This is a genomic window from Streptomyces sp. NPDC006261 (assembly GCF_040613515.1).
In the GTDB taxonomy this organism is placed as follows: Bacteria; Actinomycetota; Actinomycetes; order Streptomycetales; family Streptomycetaceae; genus Streptomyces.
Window position 1 is genome coordinate 100,978 of record NZ_JBEXSI010000016.1, and the last position, 21,714, is coordinate 122,691.

Here is a 21,714-nt window from a genome sequence, read left to right on the forward strand (position 1 = left end):
CGTCGGTCAGCCCGTCAGAAGAACACCCCGCACCGCAGCAGCACGTTCGCGTACGGCCGGGCCTCCCCCGTCCGTACGACCAGGCGGGCCGACGCCGTGCGGGCCTTCAGGTCGTCGTGCGGGACCAGTTCCAGGTTGGGGAAGCGGGCGTCCAGGAGGCGGGTGGCCTGCGGGTTGGCGTCGCGGACCTCCAGGGCCGCCGTCGCTCCCTCCACCACCAGCTCGTCGAGCAGGCCGTCCAGAACCTCGGCGAACGACGGGGTTCCGGCGCGGAAGGCGAGGTCGACCACGCGAGGGCCTGGTGGGATCGGCATGCCCGCGTCGCTGATCAACACGGTGTCGCCGTGGCCGAGTTCGGCGATGGCTCCGGCCAGGTGGCGGTTGAGGATGCCGGACTTCTTCACAGCGCGTCGACCTCCTCCAGCGTCGGGAAGGATGCCTGGGCGCCCCTCGAAGTGACGGCCGCCGCCCCCACCCGTACCGCGAACGCCGCCGCTTCCCGGAGGTCGTCGCCCCGGCCCAGGCGCCAGGCCAGGGCGGCGGTGAACGCGTCCCCGGCCCCCGTCGTGTCGACGGCCTCGACCTTCGGGCTGACGAGGTGGTCCAGGGAGTCCGTGCGGCTGTCGGCTACCAGCGCGCCCGCGGCGCCGAGGGTGATCACGACCGAGCGCGGGCCCAGCGCGAGCAGGGCCGGGGCCCAGTCGTGCGGGTTCTCGCCCGCTGCCTCGCCGAGGGTGTAGCGCGCCTCGTGCTCGTTGACCACCAGCGGGTCGCAGGCGGCCAGCACCTCGTCGGGCAACGGGGCGGGCGGGGACGGGTTGAGGACGAGTCGGGACCCGGGAGCCAGGCCGCGGGCCGTCTCCGCGACCGTGTCCAGGGGGATCTCCAGTTGTACGGAGACCACCCGGGCGGCCGCCAGCAGCGGGGCCGCCGCCCGTACGTCTTCGGGAGTCAGGCGGCCGTTGGCGCCCGGGGACACCACGATGCTGTTGTCGCCCGAAGGGTCCACGGTGATCAGCGCGACGCCGGTCGGGGCGCCGCCGACCAGGACGCCGTCGGTGTCGACGCCCGCCGTGCGCTGGGTCTCCAGGAGGAGGCGGCCGTGGTCGTCGTCGCCGACCCGGGCGAGCAGAGCCGTACGGGCTCCCAACCTGGCTGCCGCGACAGCCTGGTTGGCGCCCTTGCCGCCCGGGTGGACGGCCAGGTCGGAGCCGAGCACCGTCTCGCCGGGGGCGGGGCGGCGTTCGACGCCGATCACCAGGTCGGCGTTGGCCGACCCGACGACCAGGAGGTCGTAACGGTCGTCGCCGGGTGCGTTGTCGGGCATTTCTCTGCTTCCTGCTTTCGTCGGTCGGTCAGGGCTGCAGGGGCGGCGTCAGGAGAAGTCGGCGACGTTCTCGCGGGTGACCACCTTGACCGGCACCTTCACCGTCTTCTCGACCTTCTCGCCCTTCGCCGCCTTGACGGCGTTCTGGACCGCGATCCTGCCCAGCTCTCCGGGCTGCTGGGCCACCGACGCGTACAGCGTCCCGGCCCCGACCGCCTTCAGGCCGTCCGGGGTGCCGTCGAAGCCGACGACCGACACGGACGTGCCGGCCTTGCTGCCCAGCGCCTTGACCGCGCCGAGCGCCATTTCGTCGTTCTCCGCGAAGACGCCGGTGATGCCCGGGTGGGACTGGACCAGGTTGGTCATGACGTCCAGGCCCTTGGTGCGGTCGAAATCCGCGGGCTGCTTGGCGACCACCTTGATGTCCGGGTACGCCTTGAGCCCCTCGGCGAAGCCCGCTCCGCGCTCGCGGCTGGCGGAGGTGCCCGCCGTGCCCTGGAGGATGACGATGCTGCCCTTGCCGCCGAGCTTGTCGGCGAGCGCGTCGGCGGCGAGCTTTCCGCCCGCCACGTTGTCGGAGGCGACGAGGGTGGCGGCGTCGGCCTTGTTCACACCGCGGTCGGCGGCGATGACCGGGATGCCAGCCTTGTTGGCGCTGCGGACGCCCGGGCCGACGGCGTCCGAGTCCACCGGGTTGACGATGATGGACGAGACGCCCGAACTGGTGAAGTTCTGGAGCTGGTTGGCCTGCTGGGAGGCGTCGTTCTGGGCGTCGGTGACGGTGAGGTCGATACCCGCCTTCTTGGCCTCGGCCTGTGCGCCGTCCTTCATCTGCACGAAGAAGGGGTTGTTGAGCGTCGAGAGGGACATGCCGACCTTCGTCGTTCCCCCGGACGAACCGGAGTTGACGTAGGACACCCCGCCGACGACGACCGCCACGACGAGCGCCGCTCCGGCGAACTTGAGCGCTCCCCTGCGCCCGGAACCCGGTGCGCCGGGGGCCGTTCCGGCCGAGGAGGCCGCGCCCGAACCGGTCTTGCGGCGCAGGGTGTCGAGCAGGACCGCGAGCGCGATGACGACGCCGATGACGACCTGCTGCCAGAACGCGGAGACCGAGAGCAGGTTGAGGCCGTTGCGGAGCACGGCGAGGATGAGCGCGCCGATCAGGGTGCCGGACGCCTTGCCGACCCCGCCGGCCAGGCTGGCGCCGCCGATGACGACCGCGGCGATGGCGTCGAGCTCGTAGCCCTGGGCGGCCTGCGGCTGGGCGGAGACGAGGCGCGAGGCCAGGACGATGCCCGCGACGGCGGCGAAGAGGCCGGAGAGCGCGTAGATGACGATTTTCTGGCGCTTGACGCGGAGACCGGAGAGCCGGGCCGCTTCCTCGTTGCCGCCGATCGCGTACATCGAGCGGCCGATGAAAGTGCGGCCGAGGATGAGCGCCGTGATCAGGCCCATCGCGATCATCACGAGGACCGGTACGGGGAGCCAGCCGCCGAGTGTGTCGCCGAGCCGGGACACGGAGTCGGGGAACGCGATCGGGCTGCCCTGCGAGATGACGAGGGAGAGACCGCGGGCGATCGAGAGCATGGCCAACGTCGCGATGAACGGCGGGAGTTTGCCGTACGAGATCAGGGCGCCGTTCACGAAGCCGCAGGCGATGCCTGTGACGATCGCGAGGACGACGGCCAGGACGACCGGTACGCCCGCCGATGTCGCCGACCAGGCCAGGACCGTCGCGGACAGGGCGGCCACCGAGCCGACGGACAGGTCGATGCCCGCCGAGACGATGACGAAGGTGACGCCGAAGGCGAGGATCGCGGTGACGGCCGCCTGCACGCCGACGTTCAGCAGGTTCTGGGCGGTCAGGAAGTCGCCGGAGAGCAGCGACATCGCCACCACCAGGACGACCAGGGCGCTGAGCGCGCCGTTGTCGAGCAGGACGCGGCGTATCACGGAGGTGCCACCCGCGCCCGTGTCACTCTTTTGTGTCTCAGTGGCCACGGGGGCCCTCCTCTTCTTCCTTCTTCGGTGCGGGGTGGTTCTTCGGTGCGTGGGGTTCGTGGGGTTCGTGCGTCCCGGCGGCGGAGACCGCGAGGGCCATGACGGCGTCCTGGGTGGCCTCGGCCGCGGGGAGTTCGCCGGCGATCCGGCCCTGGGCCATGACCAGCACCCGGTCGCTCATGCCGAGGACTTCGGGCAGGTCGCTGGAGATCATCAGGACGGCGTGGCCGGAGGCGGTGAGCTCGTTGATGAGCTGGTAGATCTCGACCTTGGCGCCGACGTCGATGCCCCGGGTGGGTTCGTCGAGGATGAGCACCCGGGTATCGGCGAGCAGCCACTTGCCGATGACGATCTTCTGCTGGTTGCCGCCGGAGAGGGTACGGACGTGCTGGCCGAGGCCGGACATGCGGACGCCGAGCTGCTTCGCGATGCGGGCGGCCGCCGTACGCTGCCCCTTCAGGTCCACGAGCCCGGAGCGGGTCGCGGAACGCAGGGTGACCAGACCGAGGTTCTCCTGCACGGAGGCGTCCAGGACAAGCCCCTGGCCCTTGCGGTCCTCCGGTACGAGACCTATCCCGGCGTCCATCGCGGCGGGCACGTCGTGCCGGGTGAGGCGTTCGCCGCGTACGTCGACGGTGCCCGCGTCGTACGGGTCCGCGCCGAAGACCGCGCGCGCCACCTCCGTGCGACCGGCGCCGACGAGTCCGGCGAGGCCGACGACCTCACCGGCGTGCACGTCGAAGCTGATGTCGTGGAAGACCCCGTCCCGGGTGAGCCCCTGGACGGACAGCAACACCTCGCCCGTGTCCGGGCGTTCGCGTGGATACTGCTGCTCGATGCTGCGCCCGACCATGAGCTGGACGAGCTCGTCCTCGGGCGTGGAGGCGGGCACCTGGTCGATACTGCGGCCGTCGCGGAGAACGGTGACGCGGTCGCCGAGCGCGGCGATCTCCTCCAAGTGGTGGGTGATGAAGACGATCCCGACGCCGTCCGTGCGCAACTGCCGGACGATCGCGAAGAGTTTGTCGACCTCTTCGGAGGTGAGCACGGCGGTCGGCTCGTCCATGATCAGGACGCGTGCGTCGAGGCTGAGCGCCTTGGCGATCTCGACCATCTGGAGCCTGGCGATGCCCAGTTCACGGACCTTGGCGTCCGGGCGCACATCGACGCCGACGCGGCGGAGCAGCTTCTCCGCGTCCGCCCGCATGCGCCGGTGGTCGATGAGGCCGAGGCGGCGCGGCTGGCGGCCGAGGAAGATGTTCTCGGCCACCGTCAGGTCGGGCACCAGGTTGAACTCCTGGTAGATGGTGGCGATGCCGAGCTGTTCGGCGTCCTGCGCGTTGTTGATGCGCACCTCGCGGCCCTCGGCGAGGATCCGGCCGCGGTCGGGGCGGTAGGCGCCGGAAAGCATCTTGATCAGGGTGCTCTTTCCGGCGCCGTTCTCGCCCAGCAGGACATGGACCTCGCCACTGCGGAGGTCGAAGTCGACGTTGTCGAGTGCCACCACGCCGGGGAAGGTCTTGCGCAGACCCTCGATGCGCAGCAACTCGTCCGGTGTGGCCACCGGTTGCCTCTCCGGTGCGTTCACCGGTCGCTCCTCTGGTCGGTCGCGTCCCGGCCGCACGAGCGGCGGACGACGAGACGGGCGGGCAGGGTGACGGACTGCGGGGTCCGTCCTTCGATCAGGTCGGCCAGTGCGCGTACGGCGGCGCGGGCCAGGTCCGCGGTCGGCTGGGCGATGGCGGTGATCGGCGGGTCCGTGTGGACGAACCACGGGATGTCGTCGAAGGCGGCGAGCGCGATGTCGTCGGGCACCCGCAGCCCCTGGGCCCGGATCGCGTCCAGCGCGCCGAGAGCCATCAGGTTGTCGGCGGCGAACACGACCTCGGGCGGCTCGGCCAGGGCGAGGAACCCCTCGGTGGCCCGCCGTCCGCTGGCGGCCTGGAAGTCGCCCTGCCCGATGTAGGCGTTCGGCAGCGCGAGGCCGAGTTCGCGCATCGCCTCCCGGAAGGCCTCGACACGCTCGTTGCCGGTGGTGGTCGCCGCGGGCCCGGCGATGATCGCGAGCCTGCGGTGGCCGAGGCCGTGCAGGTGTGCCACCAGGTCCTTGACCGCGCCCGTACCGTCGGCCCGGACGACGGGGACGTCGATGCCGGGGATCCAGCGGTCCACGAAGACCATCGGTGTACCGCTCTGGGCGACCTCCCGCATCAGCGGGGAGCCTCCGTCGGCGGGCGAGACGAGCAGCCCGTCGATCCTGCGGTCGATGAGCGTGCGGATGTGGTGGTCCTGGAGCTCGGGCCGCTCGTCGGCGTTGCCGATGATGACGCTGTAGCCGAGCGCGCGGGCCTCCTCCTCGACGAAGCGTGCCAGCTCGGTGAAGTACGGATTGAGTACGTCACTGATGACCAGGCCGAGGGTGCGGGTCTGCGCGGTGCGCAGCGAGCGCGCCACGGCGTTGGGCCGGTAGCCGAGGGCGTCGACCGCGGCGATGACGCGGGTGCGCGCCTCCGCGCTGACGGACGGATGACTGTTCAGCACCCGCGAGACCGTCGCGACGGACACGCCCGCCGCGGCCGCGACATCTTTGATGCCCGCCATGCCCGGACCACCTCCTTGTGGTTTCCGTGCACCTCGAAACCAGGGGGCAGTCCGCTCGCACGACGCCGTGGAATCGATTACAGGGACGATTGGAATCGATTACATGGCTGAAAACAAGACCCCGCCCCGGGTCCGAGACCTGATCGTGACGGAGGGGCGGACGAAGAGGGGGCCTTGGAGCGCCGGAGCCTCGCGGGCTCATTCACGGGCACGTCGGGCAGGCGGGGCAGCCCTCCGCCGCACTGTCGCGTGCGGCTCGTATTGCTCAGAAAGCGCCCTGGGCGTCCTGCTCCGCGAGGGTGGCCGGCAGTCCCTCTTCCTCGGCTACGTGCTGTACCGCCGTCGCAGCGCTGCGCATGCCCATCTCGTCGAGCACGCCGATCGACTCCAGGAGGATGCGGGCATCCAGGTCCGCCATGGCGTCGCCCCACCGGTCGCGCTCGGCTAGCTCCTGCGCCGTCGCGGCTTCCCGGAGCCTGTCGACCCGCTCACTCAACCGGTCTCGCTCGTCCTCCATCGCCGCCAGCCGCCGCACGGCCCGGACGATGCCTTCGTCGCTCATCTCGCTCACGCACGGTCAGATGCCCCCGGGACCCAGGAGGTCACTTCGACCCCGGAAGATGTGGCCTGCGTCTCAGCCGGGGATGCCGCACCCGGCCGCGCGAACCGCCGGGCACGGGTGTGCCGGGGCCGTGATGACCGCTCAACGTGTGCCAGCCGGAACGCGCAGCGTGAGCCGCCCCTTGGTCCGCGCTAGAGGAGGCCGTCCCGCCGGTCCGCCAAACGTGATTCGAGGCTGTCGAGGATCAGGCCCAGGCCGTACTCGAACTCGGCGGCGTAGGAGTAGTCGCGCTGCACGACGTGCTCGGTGATCAGCTCGACCAAGTGCGGGTAGGCGCCAGGAGGCAACTGCCCCTGGATCTCGTCGGCGAGTTCGTCGGCTCCGGCGCCGGTGTCGAAGGGCAGGTTGAGCTCGGTCAGCACGAAGCCGTAGACGTACGCGTCGATCGCGGAGAAAGCGTGTGCCGCCAGCGTGATCGAGAATCCGTTGCGGCGCAGACAGCCGAGTACGGCGTCATGGTGGCGAAGCAGGGCCGGGCCGGGGGCGCGGCGCGATTCGATGAGACCAAGGGCCCATGAGTGCTGCGACAGGGCGGCGCGGGCCGAGGCGGCGCGGTCCGTCATCGCCTGTCGCCACGGCTGCCGGGGCCCCGGCAGCTCGATCCCGGTGAAGACCCAGTTCGCCAGATCGTCCAGCAGCGCGTCCTTGCCGGCGATGTGATGGTAGAGCGACATCGCCTCGACGCCGAGCTCCTTGCCGACGTTGCGCATGCTCACTTGGTCGAGGCCGCCGCGGTCGGCGACCTCGACTGCGGCCTCGATGATGCGCTCGTGACTGAGCGCTGGACGCCGGGGCATGGGGGAACCTCCCGAATCGGCCTTGCTTCCTTACACCAGTAAGGCTACCTTCGAGCCACAGACTTACACTCGTAAGGAGCGGTCATGCAGGCAGCAGTAGCCAACCGGTACGGGGCCCCCGACGTCATACGCATCGGCGAGGTCCCACAGCCCGAGCCGCGTGACGGTGAGGTGCTGGTGCGCGTCAAGGCGGTGGCGGTCACCTCGGCAGACGCGCGTATCCGAGGTGCCCGGTTCCCCGCTGGTTTCGGGGTGCCGGCACGGCTGGCGTTCGGCCTCTTCCGCCCCCGGCGGACGATCCTGGGCAGTTCCTTCTCCGGGGAGGTCGAGGCCATCGGCAAGCGTGTTCATGGCATGTCGCCGGGTGATGAGGTGTGCGGCATGACCGGGATGAGACTGGGCGCACACGCCGAATACGTGGTGGTGCCGGCGAAGAAGCTCGCGCGGAAGCCGTCCGCGGTGAGCCACGAGGATGCGGCGGGGGTGTTGTTCGGGGGCTCGACAGCTCTGTTCTTCCTGCGGGACAAGGCGTCGGTGAGTCCCGGCATGTCGGTGTGCGTCAACGGCGCGTCAGGTGCGATCGGCACGAATGCCGTTCAGTTGGCGAAACACTTCGGTGCGACCGTCACCGGTGTGACGAGCACGGGGAACGCCCGCCTGGTGACGGACCTGGGAGCAGCGCGGGTCATCGACTACACCCAGGACGACCTGGCCGACGTCGCCGAACGGTTCGACGTGGTGCTGGACGCCGTGGGCAACCTCTCGATCACGGCAGGTCGGCGCCTGCTGAGCGACAAAGGGGTGTTGCTGCTGGCCGTCGCGGATCTGCGCGACACTGTCCGCGCTCGCGGCAACGTCGTCGCGGGCCCCGCACCCGAGCGGGTCGCGGACTTCGAGTTCCTCCTGCGACTGGCTGCCGATGGCTCACTCACCGTGGTGATCGACCAGGTCTACGATCTGCGCGACATCGCCGCGGCACATCATCGGGTCGACAGCGGCCGCAAGATCGGCAACATCGTCGTACGTCTGTAGCGCTCGGCGGCACGGTGCCGTCCGGCTGACTTCGGCGTGAACACTCCCGGGGCCTCCGGACAGCGGAACGCCCGCTCACCATGGCAGAAGCCGGCACCGTTCTGGGCTGTGCGCCGAGACCCACATGTCCACCGTCCTGAGCACGGCCGTTGCCGAGAAGAGGGCGTAGCGGAGCGCACAGACACGTTCCTAGTTCCAGGCCGAGCCCTACGCAGGATGCCACCTGCCCGTGAAGCTCCTCACCTCTGCGGGCATGGAACCGGCGAACCGCTCAGCCGCTTCAACGCGCTCCGCGCGGTGCCGTGGACAGCCAGGAAGACGACGAGCGACTGGCCTTCGTCTCCGGGGAGGGAAAGGGTTTCGTACGCGAGCTCGAATCGACCGGCCAGGGGGTGGTCGAAGCTCTTGGTGCCGTACGTCTTCTCCCGGACCTCCTGTGCCGCCCACAGGATCCGGAACTCGGGGGAGAGAGCGCTGAGCTCGGCGACGAGGTGCCCGAGACGGGAGTGGTGTGCGTGACGTGCGGCGGAGAAGCGCAGGTAGCCGATGGTCTGACGAGCGACCTGGTCCCACTGCGGGTACAGGCTGCGTGCCGCGGTGTCCAGGAAGATGTGACGGGCGACGTTCGGTCCGCCCGCCGGGGCACCGGCCAGGCCGGGCACCAGTGCCAGAGCGAGCTCGTTGGCGGCGAGAACCTCCATGCTGGGGTCGAGGACATAGGCGGGCACGGCACCCACCGCATCCAGCATCCGACGGACATCCGGACGAACCCGCCGGGTCCTCGGGGACGACGACTCGGCCCGCGGGCGCTGCGGAGGGCGCGCCAGATCGTGCAGATGGGCCCGCTCGGTCGCGTCCAGCCGCAGCACACGGGCCAGGGCCTCCAGCACGGCCTCGGAGGGATTGGTCGCCCGCCCCTGCTCCAGGCGCGTGTAGTAGACGGTGCTCACTCCGGCGAGCCCCGCCACCTCCTCGCGGCGGAGTCCGGGCACACCCCGCCGGCCCAGAGCCGGGACGCCTGCTGCCTCAGGCGTCACCAGCGATCGCCGTGAACGGAGAAAGCTGCCCAGCTCACGTGCCTGCTTCACGGCGACCCCGGATCCTCTCAGCACAGCGGGGTGCTGTGGCCCCCCACCTCGGGCGCCAGTATGCCTTTACCGGGGCCGTTTGCCATGTACCCCGTCAGTACCCCCCTCCTCACCGCGAAGGGGGGTACTGACGGGGTACTGGCCGACAGGATCTTCCCGGTCCACGGTGGAGCCCAGTGCGTACCGCGCACAGCTGTCGCCGTCTGAGGCGCCGGCCCGTTCCCCCCTTGGAGCACCGACCATGCGAGCAGTGACTTTCTCCCGCCACGGCGACGAAAGCGTCCTGGAGCTGACCGAGCAACCGGTACCGGCTCCCGCCGAGGGACAGCTCCTGATCAAGGTGAGGGCCGCCGGTGTGAACCCCGTCGACTGGAAGTTCCGAGAGGGAGCGGTCGGCACGGACCGTCCCTTCCCCCTGGGGATGGGCTGGGACGTGGCGGGGACAGTCGTCGCGACGACGGCCGACGGCCCGGCTGTCGGTGACGAGGTATACGGGATGCTGCCTCTGCCGTATGCCGGGGCCTATCAGGAGTTCGCCGTCCTGCCGGTCTCAGCCGTGGCTCCCAAGCCCGTCGAGCTGTCGTTCGCCCAGGCGGCGGCCGTCCCGCTGGCGGCCCTGACCGCCTGGCAGTCGCTCGACGCCGCACAGGTGACCGCCGGTCAGCGCGTCCTGGTCCACGGTGGGGCCGGTGGGGTCGGCCACTTCGCCGTTCAGCTCGCCAGGACCCGCGGGGCCCACGTCACGGCCACCGCCTCCCCGCGCAACCTCGGCTTTCTGCGCCGGCTCGGCGTCGACGAGCCCCTGGACCGCACGGCGGACCATCAGCACGGCATCGAACCGGTCGACGTCGTCATCGACGCCGTCGGCGGCCGGACACAGCAGGAGTCATGGCGACTGCTGCGTCCGGGCGGCGTGCTCATCACCCTGCCGGAACCGATCGACGAGACGTACCGCGTCCCGGGTATCACGGGGCGGCGCGTCATCGTCACTCCTGACAGCGAGGCGCTGCGCCACATCGGGCAGCTCATCGACTCAGGAGCCGTCCGCGTCGAGGTCCAGGACGTCCTGCCCCTGGAGAAGGCGGCCGAAGCGCAGCTGATCAGCAGGACCGGGCAGGTCCGCGGCAAGCTCGTGCTCAGCCTCTGACCGGGATCGTGGCGGCCCCGGCCGGACCTGCCGGCTCCCAGCCCCTTACGCGGAGGCGGGCTTCCCCATAGTGTGACCACCGCTTGCGAGTTACCTGTCAGTAAGCCACTCGAAGATGGGCGCCCCCAGGCCCGGAGGTCAATGTGAGTTCCGCGCGATCCCTTGTCGACAACCGCCCGGTTTCCGTGGCGCATCTCTTTCTCTCCCGCGTCGAAGCCACACCCGGCCGGGAGGCCTACCGCTATCCCGTGCCGGCAGGCGACGACACTGCCGGCGCGGAGCAATGGCACTCTCTGACCTGGGCGCAGACCGCCGAACGCGTCAGGGCGATAGCGGCCGGTCTGCTGGCCCTGGGGGTGCGGCCCGAGGAGCGGGTGGCGATCTCCTCCTCCACCCGGGTGGAGTGGATCCTGGCCGACCTGGGTGCGATGTGCGCCGGCGCCGCCACCACCGCCGTCTACCCCAGCACCCATGCCGACGAGACGGTCTACATCCTTTCCGACTCCGGAAGTCGGGCGATCTTCGTCGAGAACGCGGACCAGCTGGACAAGGTCGCCTCCGGCCTCGAACACCTGCCCGAGCTCGGCCACGCGATCCTCTTCGACCCCGAGGCGGACCTCCCTCGGGTGGAGGGGCTGGAGGTGCTCTCCCTCGCCGAGCTGGAGAAGCGGGGTACGGCGTACCTGGACGAGCATCCGGACGCGGTGGAGGAGACGGTCCGGGCGATCGAGCGGGAACAGCTCGCCACCCTGATCTACACCTCGGGCACGACGGGCCGCCCCAAGGGCGTGCGCCTGGTGCACGACTGCTGGTCGTACCAGGGGGTCGCCCAGGAGGCCAGCGGGCTGCTGCGCTCCGACGACGTGCAGTTCCTGTGGCTGCCGCTGTCCCACGTGTTCGGAAAGGCCCTGATCTCCGGCCAGGTCAGGACCGGCCATGTGATGGCGGTGGACGGGCGGATCGACCGGATCATCACCAACCTGCCCGCCGTCCGGCCCACCCTGATGGCGTCGGCGCCGCGGATCTTCGAGAAGGTCTACAACGGCATCGCGGGCCGGGCCCGAGCGGAGGGCGGTGCCAAGTACAAGATCTTCCTCTGGGCGGCCAAGGTCGCCCGCGACTACGCCCGGACGGAACAGGAGAGCAGGGCGGCGACCGGACGGCGCCGGGTGCCCCTGCCGCTCGCCGTGCAACACGCCGTCGCCGACAGGCTGGTGTACGGCAAGATCCGCGCGGCCTTCGGCGGCAACCTGCGCGGCAGCGTTTCGGGTAGTGCCGCCCTCGCCCCCGACATCGGCTACTTCTTCGCCGGCGCGGGTGTGCACGTCCTCGAGGGCTACGGCCTCACCGAGACCAGCGCCGCGTGCACCGTCAACCCCGCCGACGACTACCGGGTCGGCACGGTCGGCAAGCCGTTGCCCGGTACCGAGGTCCGCATAGCCGAGGACGGCGAAGTCCTGTTGCGAGGCCCCGGGGTCATGCGGGGCTACCACAACCTTCCGGAGAAGACCGCGGAGGTGCTGGAGAGCGACGGCTGGTTCCGCACCGGTGACATCGGGGAGGTGGACAAGGACGGTTACGTCCGGATCACCGACCGCAAGAAGGACGTGTTCAAGACCTCGGGCGGCAAGTACGTGGCCCCCACCGAGATCGAGGGCCGCTTCAAGGCCATCTGTCCGTTCGTCAGTAACATTCTGGTCATCGGCGACGGCCGCAACTTCTGCTCCGCCCTGATCGCCCTCGACGAGTCCGCGATCATGTCGTGGGCAGCGTCCCAGGGTCCCGGCGACCGCACGTACGCCGAGATCGTCTCCTCGCCGCAGGTCCACGAGCTGATCGACGGCTTCGTCCGGCGGGTCAACGGCGATCTGCAGCGGTGGCAGACGATCAAGAAGTTCGCCGTGCTCCCGCGCGATCTCGATATCGAGCACGGCGAACTCACCCCGAGTCTCAAGGTCAAGCGGCCCGTCGTGGAGCGTGAGTACGCCGAGGTCATCGACGGAATGTACGAGGGCGCCCGCGAGGCCTGACGCGCGAGGCCCAGCTCAGGGCCACCAGAACAACAAAGCCGGTCAAAGCGACAAAGTGTCGCTTTGACCGGCTCTATTTGGTCGGTTGACCCTGGTGTCCGAGGGGGGACTTGAACCCCCACGCCCGATAAAGGGCACTAGCACCTCAAGCTAGCGCGTCTGCCATTCCGCCACCCGGACAAGGTGTCTGTCGTTCGCGGCGTGTTCCCCGCGGCGACATGGAAAACAATACCAGGGGTTCGACGCGCCCTTCACCTGCATATCCGGTGGTCAGTGCGGTGCGGCGGGCCGGTCGGCCTCGGCGTCCACGGTCCGAGGAGGTCGTGGGGCTACCTTCGCGTCCATGAGTGATCGCGGCTATCGCCGGCCCCGTCCGCTGTCTCCCCTGCGCGAGCATCTGCGCGACACGTTCTGGTTCGCCCCGGCCATGGGGTTCGTCTGTGTGTTCGTGCTGTGGCTGGCCGCTTCCGCCGCGGACGAGGAGATCGTCGCGCTTCTCCAGCGGGAAGAGGCCTACGAGGAGCTCGGCAGTCTGATCTCCTTCGTCCAGGACGCGAAGACGATCGTCACCACGATCAGCTCGGCGATGATGACCTTCATCGGTGTGGTGTTCAGCATCTCGCTGGTCGCGGTGCAGATGGCCGGCGGGCAGCTCACGCCCCGGGTGGTGCGGATCTTCGTCCGCAGCCGGATCAGCAAGATCACGCTGACGGTCTTCCTCGCGACGTTCCTGTTCTCCCTGCTGGTCCTGACCTCGTACGAGAGCGAGGCGGACCCGCGCCTGGTGGTCTCGGTCCCGCTGCTGCAGAGCATGCTCACGCTGGTGCTCGTCGGGCTGAGTCTGCTGCTGTTCGTCGTCTACGTCAGTGCGACGCTGCGGCTCATGCAGGTCGGGCCGGTCGTGGACAGAATCGCGCGCGAGTCGTTCCGGGTGCTCGGCCGGATGCCCAGAGGGCCGGGCGGACCCGAGCGGCTGGGGCCGGAGAGCGGGCGGGTGGTGCACGAGGGGCGGGCCGGGGTGCTGCGGGACGTGCATACGGCGCGGCTGGTCCGGGCCGCGCGGCGGCAGGACGTGGTGCTGCGGCTGATCCCCCGGATCGGGGACTTCGTGGTGCCGGGGACTCCGGTGCTCGCCGTCCACGGCGGGGCCGCGCCACCGCGGAGCCGGATGCGGTACACCGTTTCCGTCGGGGTGGAGCGCACCCTGCACCAGGACCTGGCCTTCGGGCTGCGTCAGCTGTCGGACATCGCGCTGCGGGCCCTGTCGACGTCCGTGAACGATCCGACCACCGCGGTCCAGTGCCTGGACCGGATCGTGCAGATCCTCGCCGCCGTGGTGCACCTGCCGCTCGGTACCGTCCATCACCGGGACCGGTCGGGGAGGGTTCGGCTGGTGCAGGAGGGTCCGGGGTGGGATGGCCTGGTGGATCTTGCCTTCGAGGAGATCCGGTGGTGCGTGGCCGGAAGCCCTCAGGTGTCGCGTCGGCTGCTGGCGGGGCTCGATGATCTGTTGCTGCTCGCCCCGGAGGAGCGCAAACAGCCGCTGGTACGGCATCGGGCGCTGCTCGTCCAGACCGTGGAGCGGGCCGTTCCGGTGGCCGCCGACCGGCAGTTCGCCCTGCTGCCCGACCGGCAGGGCATCGGGTGACCGTGTTGTCTGAGGCGGTGCGGCCGGCCCGCCGGAGAGCCTGAGGCGGGCCGGGCCTCGCGCGTCAGCCGCCGCAGCGTCCCTCGCGCAGGGAGTGCAGGTGCTCGCTCGACTTCCGGGCGAAGGCGAGCGACTCCACCGGGTTGTCGTGCTCGGCCTGCCAGTGGTGGTAGGTCCGGCCCTGGTGGGTCCGGTTGGTCACCTTGGACAGGAAGGTCCTGTAGTCGATGTCCCCGTCACCCACGTCCGTCATGCGGTAGCCGTCGCGCGTCGTGTCGTCGCGTACGCCGTCCTTGACGTGGAAGAGGGGATAGCGGTCGGGGTGCTTCAGGACGTACTTCAGCGGGTCGAGCGGGGCGTTGGTGCCGTCCGCGCGCTTGCTGAAGCGGAACTGGGCGCAGTACGCCCAGTAGATGTCCAGCTCCAGGTAGACCAGGTCCGGGTCGGTCTCGGCGAGCAGGACGTCGTAGAGGCGCACCTTCGGCTTGTCGGTCGCGAAGGAGAACTCCTCGGCGTGGTTGTGCTGGTAGAACTTCATCCCGCGCTTACGGGCGGCGGCCCCGTACGTGTTGAAGTCGTCGGCCGCCCGCTTCCAGCCGTCCACGGTGGAGCCGTAGCGGAAGGGGCCCGAGGCCGTGCCGATGTGCTTGAGGCCGAGGGCCTGGGCGTCGTCCAGGACCTTCTCCAGGTTCTGGGCGAAGGTGTAGGCGCCGGGGTTGTCGTCGTCGTAGTAGCCGACGTGGCTGCCGATCGGGTTGAGGCCGTGGTCCTTGGCCAGCCGCTTGAGCTGGGCCAGGGTGATGGGGCCGGCGGAGCCCTGGGTGTAGCCCGCGAGCTCGATCTCGTCGTAGCCGTACTTCTCCAGCTCGGCGAAGACGGGGGCGAAGCCGAGCGTGGAGATCTTGTCGCGGAGACTGTAGAGCTGGATGCCGAGGCGGCCGGGGGGCAGGACGGGCTTGCCCTTGCCGTGGCCGGGTCCGTGACCGTGGCTCTTGCCGGGGCCCTGAGCCTGGTCCCGGCCGGCGGCCTGGGCGCTCGCGGTGCCGATGATCGTGGCGGCGGTGGCTCCGGCGGCGACACCGAGGATGTTGCGGCGGCTGAGTCTGCGGGCGAGTTCGGTGTCCTTGGAGGTGCGGCTCATGTTCGCGTGACTCCCTTGGGTGACGTGGGGTGAGTGATGCGGTGCCGGAGCGTTGTCAGTGCAGTCCGGCAAGCTGGAGGAGCAGGGACTTCACCTCGGTGGCCCTGACCCGGTCGGTGAAAGCGTGGGGGGTGGAGCAGAGGATGAGCGGACCTTCGTCGTCGCTCTCGGGGAGGCGGCCGTGGCTGCCGCGAATAGGTGAGGGGTCCAGCGGGACGACCGCCATGCGGTAGCGCAGGCCGAGCTTCTTGCGGGCGACCGCCGATATGGCCTTGAGCCGTACGTAGGGGTCCCCGGGGTCCATGAACAGCTCGACGGGGTCGTAGCCGGGCTTGCGGTGGATCTCGACGAGCTGGGCGAAGTCGGGGGCGCGGGCGTCGTCGAGCCAGTAGTAGTACGTGAACCAGGCGTCCTTCTCCGCCACGGCGACCAGCTCGCCGGACCGGGGGTGGTCCAGGTGGTGTGCCTTCTTGCCCTCGTCGTCCAGCAGCCGGTCGATGCCGGGCAGGTCCGCGAGTGCTGCCCGGGTTGCCTCCAGGTCCTCGGGACGGCGTACGTAGACGTGGGCGAGCTGGTGGTCCGCGACGGCGAAGGCGCGGGAGGTCATCGGGTCGAGATACTCCATGCCGTCCTGCGCGTGCACCTCCAGCAGGCCCGCCCGGCGCAGCGCCCGGTTGATGTCGACGGGGCGGCTCACGCGGGTGATGCCGTACTCGGAGAGCGCGACGACGGTGCGGCCCTCGGCGCGGGCGTCGGCCAGCAGCGGGGCGATCGCCCGGTCGAGGTCGGCGGCGGCCCGGTGGGAGCGGGGGTCGTCGGGGCCGTAGCGCTGGAGGTCGTAGTCGAGGTGCGGCAGGTAGCAGAGCGCGAGGTCGGGGGTGCGGGTGGCGATGATGTGGCGGGTGGCGTCGATGATCCACTGCGATGAGACCAGGTCGGCGCCGGGGCCCCAGAAGTGGAAGAGGGGGAACGTGCCGAGCTTGTCGGTCAGTTCGTCGTGCAGGGCGGGGGGCCGGGTGTAGCAGTCGGGTTCCTTGCGGCCGTCGGCGTAGTAGACGGGGCGCGGGGTGACGGTCCAGTCGGTGTCGGCGCCCATCGCGTACCACCAGCAGATGTTGGCGACCGTGTAGCCGGGGTGGGCGCGGCGGGCCGCGTCCCAGAGCTTGTCGCCCTGGACGAGCCCGTTGTGCTGGCGCCAGAGCAGGACGTCGCCGAGGTCGCGGAAGTACCAGCCGTTGGCGACGATGCCGTGTTCGGCGGGCATGGTGCCGGTGAGGAAGGTGGACTGGGCGGCGCAGGTCACGGCGGGCAGGACCGTGGAGAGAGGGGCCCGCGCGCCCTGCTTCCCGAGGGCCGTGAGGTTCGGCATGTGGGCGAGGAGCTGCGGGGTGAGGCCGACGACGTCGAGGACGAGGAGGGGGGTGGGGCCCTCACGGTCCGCCGTGACCGTGGTGGTTCCGGGGGCGTCCTTGGTCATGGCAGTTCCTTGAGTCCGAGGTCGACCAGGAGGCCGCGGGCGAGGGTGAGTTCGGCGGCGATGCCGTCGGCGAGCTGGGTGCGGGTGCGGGGCCGTAGCTCGGCGGGCAGGGCCTGCCAGGTGTACGTCTCCACCTCCAGGTGCCGGGTCAGCGGCACCGGCCCCCCGACGAGCCGGGCGAGTGCGGTGCGGAGGACGGGGAGCGTGGAGGTGAGCGGGGGCGCGGGCGGCGCGTGCAGCGGTACGTGGAAGTGGGACCGCCAGGGAGTGCTGTCCGGGAGCGCCCCGCCGGCGACGGCCTCGTCCAGGTCGTCGGTGCCGCGCAGCCCCGCGGCGGTGCTGGTGCGGGTCTGGTGCAGGAAGCGCGGTTCGGCGAAGGCGGCCAGTGCGGTGCGGACCTCCGGGAGGTGGGGGTGTTCGGCGTGCAGGGCGGCGGAGAGCTGGGACTTGACGACGGGGATGTCCGCTGCCGCCAGGGCGTCGAGCGCGGTGTCCGGGTCCTCGAAGGAGGTCGCCAGGTGGCAGGTGTCGACGCAGATGCCGATGCGCTCGTGGCCGACGTCGGTGAGCGGGGCGATGGCGTCGGCGGTGGTCTCCACGGTGCAGCCCGGCTCCGGTTCGAGCCCGATCCGGATCGACTTGCCGGTGAGCTCGGCGAGGGCGTCCAGGCGCTGGGCGAGCGTGGTCAGGGCGGTGCGCGCGGTGCGGGCCGCCCCGGGGTCGGTGGCGTACGGGGTGCGCCAGGCCAGCGGCAGGGTGGAGATGGTGCCTTCGGTGACGTCGTCGGGGAGGAGGGCGGCCAGCAGCCGGGCGAGGTCGGTGGTGTGGGCGAGGCGGTCGGGTTCGGTCCAGTCCGGGCGGTAGACCCGGTATTTGACCTCGTCGGCGCCGAAACCCTCGTACGGGAAGCCGTTGAGGGTGACCACTTCGAGGCCCCGGCTGTCGAGTTCGGCGCGGAGCGCGCGGAGTTCGGCGGGATCGTTGATCAGGGCGCGGGCGGCGTCCCTGGCGAGCCAGAGGCCGATGCCGAGCCGGTCCCGGCCCAGTCGGCGGCGGACCGGCTCGCAGTGGTCTCGGAGCTGGGCGCGGACCCCGCCCAGCGTTTCGGCCGGGTGGACGTTGGTGCAGTAGGAGAGGTGCACGGTCGAGCCGTCCGGGTGGCGGAAGCGCATGGCCTCACTCCCCGCCGCGAAGGATGGAGTTGCCCTCGTGGAGCGGCTGGAGCTGGTCGGGAGCGGTGGTGTCGAGCTGGAGCCTGCCGCTCTGGCCGTAGAAGGCGACGGGGTTGCGCCACAGGACCTTGTCGACGTCGTCCTCGGTGAATCCGGCCTTCAGCATCGCGTCGGCGACCTTGCGGGTCTTGAGCGGGTCGCTCTTTCCCCAGTCGGCGGCGGAGTTGACGAGGATCTTCTCGGTGCCGTGGTTCTCGAGGATGGTGACCATGCGGTCCTCGTCCATCTTGGTGTCGGGGTAGATGGAGAACCCGGCCCAGCAGCCACTGTCAGCGGCGGCCTCTACGGTCGTCTCGTTGAGGTGGTCGAGGAGGACGTGCTCCGGGGGGAGGTGCGATGCGCGGATGACGTCGATGGTGCGGCGCAGACCGGCGAGCTTGTCGCGGTGCGGGGTGTGGACGAGGGCGGGGAGCCCGTGGTCGGCGGCGAGCTGGAGCTGGGCGGCGAGGGCGTGGTCCTCGGCCGGGGTCATGGAGTCGTATCCGATCTCGCCGACGGCGACGACGGAGTCCTTGACGAGGTAGCGGGGCAGGGCGTCCAGGACGGGAGTGCAGCGGGGGTCGTTCGCCTCCTTGGGATTGAGGGCGAGCGTGCAGTGGTGCGCGATGCCGTATTGGGAGGCGCGGAAGGGCTCCCAGCCGAGGAGCGCGTCGAAGTAGTCGAAGAAGCTGGCGGGCGAGGTGCGGGGCTGGCCGAGCCAGAAGGAGGGTTCGACGAGGGCGCGGACACCCGCGTCGTACATCGCCTGATAGTCGTCCGTGGTCCGGGACGTCATGTGGATGTGGGGGTCGAAGATACGCATCAGGACTCCTCCGTGGGGGCGGCGGGGCTGGTGAGGGCGAGACCGAGGACGGTGTGCAGGCCGGCCGGGACGTCGCGGCCGGCGGCGGTCCGCTCGGCGGCGAAATCGCGGAGCATGCGGGCGAGTTCGGCGTCCCCTCGGGCCCTCTCGCCGAGCCGGGCGACCGCCTCCACCGGCACCCCGGTGAACAGGCACTTCAGTACGGCGTGGCGCCAGGCGTGCGGATCGAGGCGGGCCGCGGCGTACGGGCCGACGGCGGCGGCCACCAGCCGGGTGTCGTTGGCGCGCAGGGCGTCCTCGACGAGCGGGAGCGCCGTGGAGCCGAGGTCGAGGCGGTGCAGGGTGAGCAGGACGGCGCGGCGTTCGGCGGCGGTGCCCTGTTCGTAGAGCCGGGTGACGGCAGCCAGCGGGGCGCGGGCCTCGATGAGCAGGAGGGAGCGTACGGAGTCGGCGTGGGCCGTTCCGCAGTGGCGGCCGGCGGCGGCGTAGCGGAGTTCCCAGGGAGGCGAGGCGTACGGGGAGTTCACAGCGTCGTCGGCTCGCACGGTAGCGCGGGCCGCGGCGTCGTGGGCGGCCTCGGCCAGGGCCTCGTCGAGCCAGGCGCGGGCGGCGTCGTCGAGGTCGGCGTCGAGTTCCTCGCGGGACTTCAGCACGGTGCCCCGCCCTTCTTCGCCACGGCCTTCTCCGTGGCGTCCCGCAGGAAGGCGAGGGAGGCGCGGGCGAGGTCGGGGCCCGCGTGCGAGTGGCGGGGCAGTTCGACGACGGTGAGTCCCTGGTAGTCGGCGGCGGCGAGGGCGGCGAGCACCGGCGGGAAGTCGATCTCCCCGTCGCCGAAGGGGAGGTGCTCGTGGACGCCGCGCCGCATGTCCTCGATCTGGACGTGCCGGAGCCAGGGGGCGGAGTCCTGGACGCACTGCGCGGGGGACGCATCCTCCAGGCACTGGCAGTGGCCGATGTCGAGCGTGAGGCCGAGGGGGCCCGGGTCGCCGAGGAGGCCGCGGAGGTGGTGGAAATCGGCGAGGGTGGCGAGGAGGTGACCGGGTTCGGGCTCGATGGCGAGGGGGATGCCCGACCGGTCGGCGGCGTCGAGTACGGGGGTGATCGCTTCGGTCAGGCGCTTCCAGGCGGTGTCCGTCGAGGTGCCGGGCGGGGTGATGCCGCTGAAGCAGTGGACGGCGTGCGCGCCGAGCTCGGCGGCCACCTCCACGGCACGGACGAGCAGCGCGGTGCGCGCGGCCCGGGCGTCGGGGTCCGGGTCGAGGAGGGAGGGGCCGTGCTTGCGGCGCGGGTCCAGGACATAGCGGGCGCCGGTCTCCACGGTGACCCGGAGCCCGAGGGAGGTGAGCCGGCGCCGGACCTGGCGGGTGCGTTCGGCGAGGTCCGGGGCCAGGGGGTCCAGGTGCATGTGGTCGAGCGTCAGGCCGACGCCCTCGTAGCCGAGGCCGGCGAGGAGCCCGAGGGCGTCGTCGAGGCGGAGGTCGGTGAGCCCGTTGGTGCCGTAGCCGAGGTGGAGGGTCATGTGGGGCTCACCTTCCGGGAGAGGGCGCGGGCCAGGGGGGCGAGCGCCATGACGGCGAGGCCGTAGCCGGGCGCCCCGGCGCGGCCGGCGAGGGCCGCTTGGAGCGGGATCATGGCCCGGATCCCGCCGCCGACCGCCCGCTGGGTCAGGGGCGGGGACGGGTTGAGGGCGGCGTGCAGGAGGGGAGGGCCTGCGGTGCGGAGGTAGGCGCCGGTGAAGGCGGTGAGCAGGAGGTGGGTGGCGCCGGGGGCGGTGGGGTGGTGGGGGCGCGTCGGTCCGTGGGCCGCCTGAAGGGTGGGGGTGGTGGTCTCGTGGGGGTGGAGGGGCCGGTGCCCGCCCGGTGCCGGCGCGCCGGGCCCTGGCGTGGCCGGCTCCCCCGGCCACCGTCCCCGGTGTGCCGCGAGCACGATCGCGCCCAGCGCCGCCGTCGTGGCGAGGACCGCGAGCGGTACGGCGGTGGACCCGCCCTGCGCCTCGTGGCGGGACACGGCGGTGACGCCGTAGGTGTGCGCCCCGAGCACCAGGGCTGCGGGGAGAGCGGCGGCCAGGGCGCCGAGCGCCGGACGGAGCGGGGAGGCAGCGTTGTCGGGGGCGGCGGTGAGCGGCACGGGCCCGCCGCGCGCCGGACGGGCAGTGCGTGGTGCGGGCCCCGGTCCCGTACCGGCGTGCGCCGTCGCCGTCGCTCCCAGCAGCAGGTCCAGGGAGCGGGCGGCCGCCATCGCCGCCGGGCCCGCCTTCGTGTGCTTGAGGTGGAGGTCGTAGGCCCAGACCGTGGCGGCCAGGCCCGTGGCGACCGCCACGGCCGGGCGCCCGGCCCGTGCCGCGAGGGCCAGGCCCGCCGCCGTCAGGGCCCCGGCCGCGCCCAGGGCGGCCGGGGGGCTGATGCGGCCCGAGGGGATCGGCCGGTGCGGGCGGTCGACGGCGTCCTCCTCGCGGTCCGCCCAGTCGTTGAGGGCCATCCCCGCCTCGTACAGGCACAGCGAGGCGCCGATCGCGAGTGCGGTACCCGGGCCGGGGCCCCGGCCCACCGCCGCGGCCCCGGCCAGTGCGTCACCCGGCACGGAGAACAGCGCGGAGACCCGGAACAGCTCGGTCCAGGCCCGCACCGTGTCCCCTCTCCCGCGTCCGGGGGACGGCCGGTGCCTGTCCGGTGCGGGCGCAGTCCCACCCGTACCGGACAGGCCGTCATCGGGGGCGGCGGCGACCGGCTTCCCCTCTCGTGCGGTGCGATCGGGAGACCCTGCGGG

General features: G+C 71.4%; 19 protein-coding genes and 1 tRNA gene. 4 read left to right on the plus strand and 16 right to left on the minus strand.

What is annotated here, in order from left to right; genetic code table 11:
• Window positions 1-14 precede the first annotated feature (14 nt).
• The 7 genes from rbsD to ABZ154_RS13225 form a co-directional block, all read right to left on the minus strand.
• The gene (gene rbsD / locus ABZ154_RS13195; protein WP_356831956.1) at window positions 15-404 is read right to left on the minus strand and encodes a D-ribose pyranase; all 390 of its coding nucleotides are present in this window, start codon (window positions 402-404) and stop codon (window positions 15-17) included.
• A complete protein-coding gene (locus ABZ154_RS13200) occupies window positions 401-1,327 on the minus strand; it encodes a ribokinase (RefSeq protein WP_356831958.1) in 927 nt (308 codons plus the stop codon). Before ABZ154_RS13200 ends, rbsD begins: the two co-directional genes overlap by 4 nt.
• A gap of 48 nt (window positions 1,328-1,375) precedes the next feature.
• On the minus strand, window positions 1,376-3,331 hold the full coding sequence (locus ABZ154_RS13205) for a substrate-binding domain-containing protein (protein WP_356831960.1): 1,956 nt from the start codon (window positions 3,329-3,331) through the stop codon (window positions 1,376-1,378).
• A complete protein-coding gene (locus ABZ154_RS13210) occupies window positions 3,321-4,919 on the minus strand; it encodes a sugar ABC transporter ATP-binding protein (protein WP_356831962.1) in 1,599 nt (532 codons plus the stop codon). Before ABZ154_RS13210 ends, ABZ154_RS13205 begins: the two co-directional genes overlap by 11 nt.
• On the minus strand, window positions 4,916-5,932 hold the full coding sequence (locus ABZ154_RS13215) for a LacI family DNA-binding transcriptional regulator (RefSeq protein WP_356831964.1): 1,017 nt from the start codon (window positions 5,930-5,932) through the stop codon (window positions 4,916-4,918). Before ABZ154_RS13215 ends, ABZ154_RS13210 begins: the two co-directional genes overlap by 4 nt.
• A 265-nt stretch (window positions 5,933-6,197) precedes the next feature.
• Window positions 6,198-6,494: a hypothetical protein gene (locus ABZ154_RS13220; protein WP_356831966.1), complete on the minus strand. Its 297-nt coding sequence runs from the start codon at window positions 6,492-6,494 to the stop codon at window positions 6,198-6,200.
• Between the two features lie 191 nt (window positions 6,495-6,685).
• Window positions 6,686-7,351 carry a TetR/AcrR family transcriptional regulator gene (locus tag ABZ154_RS13225; protein ID WP_356831968.1) on the minus strand — a complete coding sequence of 222 codons (666 nt, stop codon included), beginning with the start codon at window positions 7,349-7,351 and terminating at the stop codon, window positions 6,686-6,688.
• Between the two features lie 171 nt (window positions 7,352-7,522).
• Between ABZ154_RS13225 and ABZ154_RS13230 the strand changes: the two genes are divergently transcribed.
• On the plus strand, window positions 7,523-8,383 hold the full coding sequence (locus ABZ154_RS13230; RefSeq protein WP_356831970.1) for an NAD(P)-dependent alcohol dehydrogenase: 861 nt from the start codon (window positions 7,523-7,525) through the stop codon (window positions 8,381-8,383).
• A gap of 239 nt (window positions 8,384-8,622) precedes the next feature.
• Here the strand turns inward: ABZ154_RS13230 and ABZ154_RS13235 are convergent, their stop codons facing one another.
• Complete coding sequence (locus ABZ154_RS13235) at window positions 8,623-9,471, minus strand: helix-turn-helix transcriptional regulator (RefSeq protein WP_356831972.1); 849 nt, start codon at window positions 9,469-9,471, stop codon at window positions 8,623-8,625.
• Between the two features lie 241 nt (window positions 9,472-9,712).
• On the opposite strand from ABZ154_RS13235, the gene ABZ154_RS13240 reads away from it, so the two are divergent.
• Together ABZ154_RS13240 and ABZ154_RS13245 are read left to right on the plus strand one after the other, a co-directional pair.
• Window positions 9,713-10,618 carry an NADP-dependent oxidoreductase gene (locus ABZ154_RS13240; RefSeq protein WP_356831974.1) on the plus strand — a complete coding sequence of 302 codons (906 nt, stop codon included), beginning with the start codon at window positions 9,713-9,715 and terminating at the stop codon, window positions 10,616-10,618.
• Window positions 10,619-10,761: 143 nt separating this feature from the next.
• Window positions 10,762-12,648, plus strand: a complete 1,887-nt coding sequence (locus tag ABZ154_RS13245) for a long-chain fatty acid--CoA ligase (RefSeq protein WP_356831976.1) — start codon at window positions 10,762-10,764, stop codon at window positions 12,646-12,648.
• Between the two features lie 92 nt (window positions 12,649-12,740).
• Here ABZ154_RS13245 and ABZ154_RS13250 read toward each other — a convergent pair.
• Window positions 12,741-12,828: transfer RNA gene (locus ABZ154_RS13250), tRNA-Leu, on the minus strand.
• Between the two features lie 163 nt (window positions 12,829-12,991).
• Between ABZ154_RS13250 and ABZ154_RS13255 the strand changes: the two genes are divergently transcribed.
• On the plus strand, window positions 12,992-14,296 hold the full coding sequence (locus tag ABZ154_RS13255) for a DUF2254 domain-containing protein (protein ID WP_356831978.1): 1,305 nt from the start codon (window positions 12,992-12,994) through the stop codon (window positions 14,294-14,296).
• Between the two features lie 64 nt (window positions 14,297-14,360).
• Here ABZ154_RS13255 and ABZ154_RS13260 read toward each other — a convergent pair whose 3' ends face one another.
• Genes ABZ154_RS13260 through ABZ154_RS13290 form a run of 7 tightly spaced genes read right to left on the minus strand, consistent with a single transcriptional unit; the run spans window position 14,361 to window position 21,573 of the window.
• A complete protein-coding gene (locus ABZ154_RS13260) occupies window positions 14,361-15,437 on the minus strand; it encodes a sugar phosphate isomerase/epimerase (RefSeq protein WP_356831980.1) in 1,077 nt (358 codons plus the stop codon).
• A 55-nt stretch (window positions 15,438-15,492) separates the two neighbouring features.
• A complete protein-coding gene (locus ABZ154_RS13265; protein WP_356831982.1) occupies window positions 15,493-16,914 on the minus strand; it encodes a nucleotide pyrophosphatase/phosphodiesterase family protein in 1,422 nt (473 codons plus the stop codon).
• Window positions 16,911-18,086, minus strand: coding sequence for a metabolite traffic protein EboE (gene eboE / locus ABZ154_RS13270; protein WP_356831984.1), 1,176 nt, complete (start codon window positions 18,084-18,086; stop codon window positions 16,911-16,913). The genes ABZ154_RS13265 and eboE overlap by 4 nt, the downstream gene beginning before the upstream one ends.
• A 4-nt stretch (window positions 18,087-18,090) precedes the next feature.
• Window positions 18,091-18,948, minus strand: a complete 858-nt coding sequence (locus ABZ154_RS13275) for a TatD family hydrolase (RefSeq protein ID WP_356831986.1) — start codon at window positions 18,946-18,948, stop codon at window positions 18,091-18,093.
• Window positions 18,948-19,601 (minus strand): EboA domain-containing protein, encoded by a 654-nt coding sequence (locus tag ABZ154_RS13280; RefSeq protein ID WP_356831988.1) that lies wholly within the window; start codon window positions 19,599-19,601, stop codon window positions 18,948-18,950. The genes ABZ154_RS13275 and ABZ154_RS13280 overlap by 1 nt, the downstream gene beginning before the upstream one ends.
• Window positions 19,595-20,467, minus strand: coding sequence for a sugar phosphate isomerase/epimerase family protein (locus tag ABZ154_RS13285; protein WP_356831990.1), 873 nt, complete (start codon window positions 20,465-20,467; stop codon window positions 19,595-19,597). Before ABZ154_RS13285 ends, ABZ154_RS13280 begins: the two co-directional genes overlap by 7 nt.
• The gene (locus tag ABZ154_RS13290) at window positions 20,464-21,573 is read right to left on the minus strand and encodes an SCO3242 family prenyltransferase (RefSeq protein WP_356831992.1); all 1,110 of its coding nucleotides are present in this window, start codon (window positions 21,571-21,573) and stop codon (window positions 20,464-20,466) included. Before ABZ154_RS13290 ends, ABZ154_RS13285 begins: the two co-directional genes overlap by 4 nt.
• Window positions 21,574-21,714 lie beyond the last annotated feature (141 nt).

Bases quoted from the DNA above. Each gene is read 5' to 3' on its own strand.
- ABZ154_RS13200 (WP_356831958.1), bottom strand. From the start codon at position 1,327: ATGCCCGACAACGCACCCGGCGACGACCGTTACGACCTCCTGGTCGTC.
- ABZ154_RS13215 (WP_356831964.1), bottom strand. From the start codon at position 5,932: ATGGCGGGCATCAAAGATGTCGCGGCCGCGGCGGGCGTGTCCGTCGCG.
- ABZ154_RS13220 (WP_356831966.1), bottom strand. From the start codon at position 6,494: ATGAGCGACGAAGGCATCGTCCGGGCCGTGCGGCGGCTGGCGGCGATG.
- ABZ154_RS13225 (WP_356831968.1), bottom strand. From the start codon at position 7,351: ATGCCCCGGCGTCCAGCGCTCAGTCACGAGCGCATCATCGAGGCCGCA.
- ABZ154_RS13240 (WP_356831974.1), top strand. From the start codon at position 9,713: ATGCGAGCAGTGACTTTCTCCCGCCACGGCGACGAAAGCGTCCTGGAG.
- ABZ154_RS13255 (WP_356831978.1), top strand. From the start codon at position 12,992: ATGAGTGATCGCGGCTATCGCCGGCCCCGTCCGCTGTCTCCCCTGCGC.
- ABZ154_RS13260 (WP_356831980.1), bottom strand. From the start codon at position 15,437: ATGAGCCGCACCTCCAAGGACACCGAACTCGCCCGCAGACTCAGCCGC.
- ABZ154_RS13265 (WP_356831982.1), bottom strand. From the start codon at position 16,914: ATGACCAAGGACGCCCCCGGAACCACCACGGTCACGGCGGACCGTGAG.
- eboE (WP_356831984.1), bottom strand. From the start codon at position 18,086: ATGCGCTTCCGCCACCCGGACGGCTCGACCGTGCACCTCTCCTACTGC.
- ABZ154_RS13275 (WP_356831986.1), bottom strand. From the start codon at position 18,948: ATGCGTATCTTCGACCCCCACATCCACATGACGTCCCGGACCACGGAC.
- ABZ154_RS13285 (WP_356831990.1), bottom strand. From the start codon at position 20,467: ATGACCCTCCACCTCGGCTACGGCACCAACGGGCTCACCGACCTCCGC.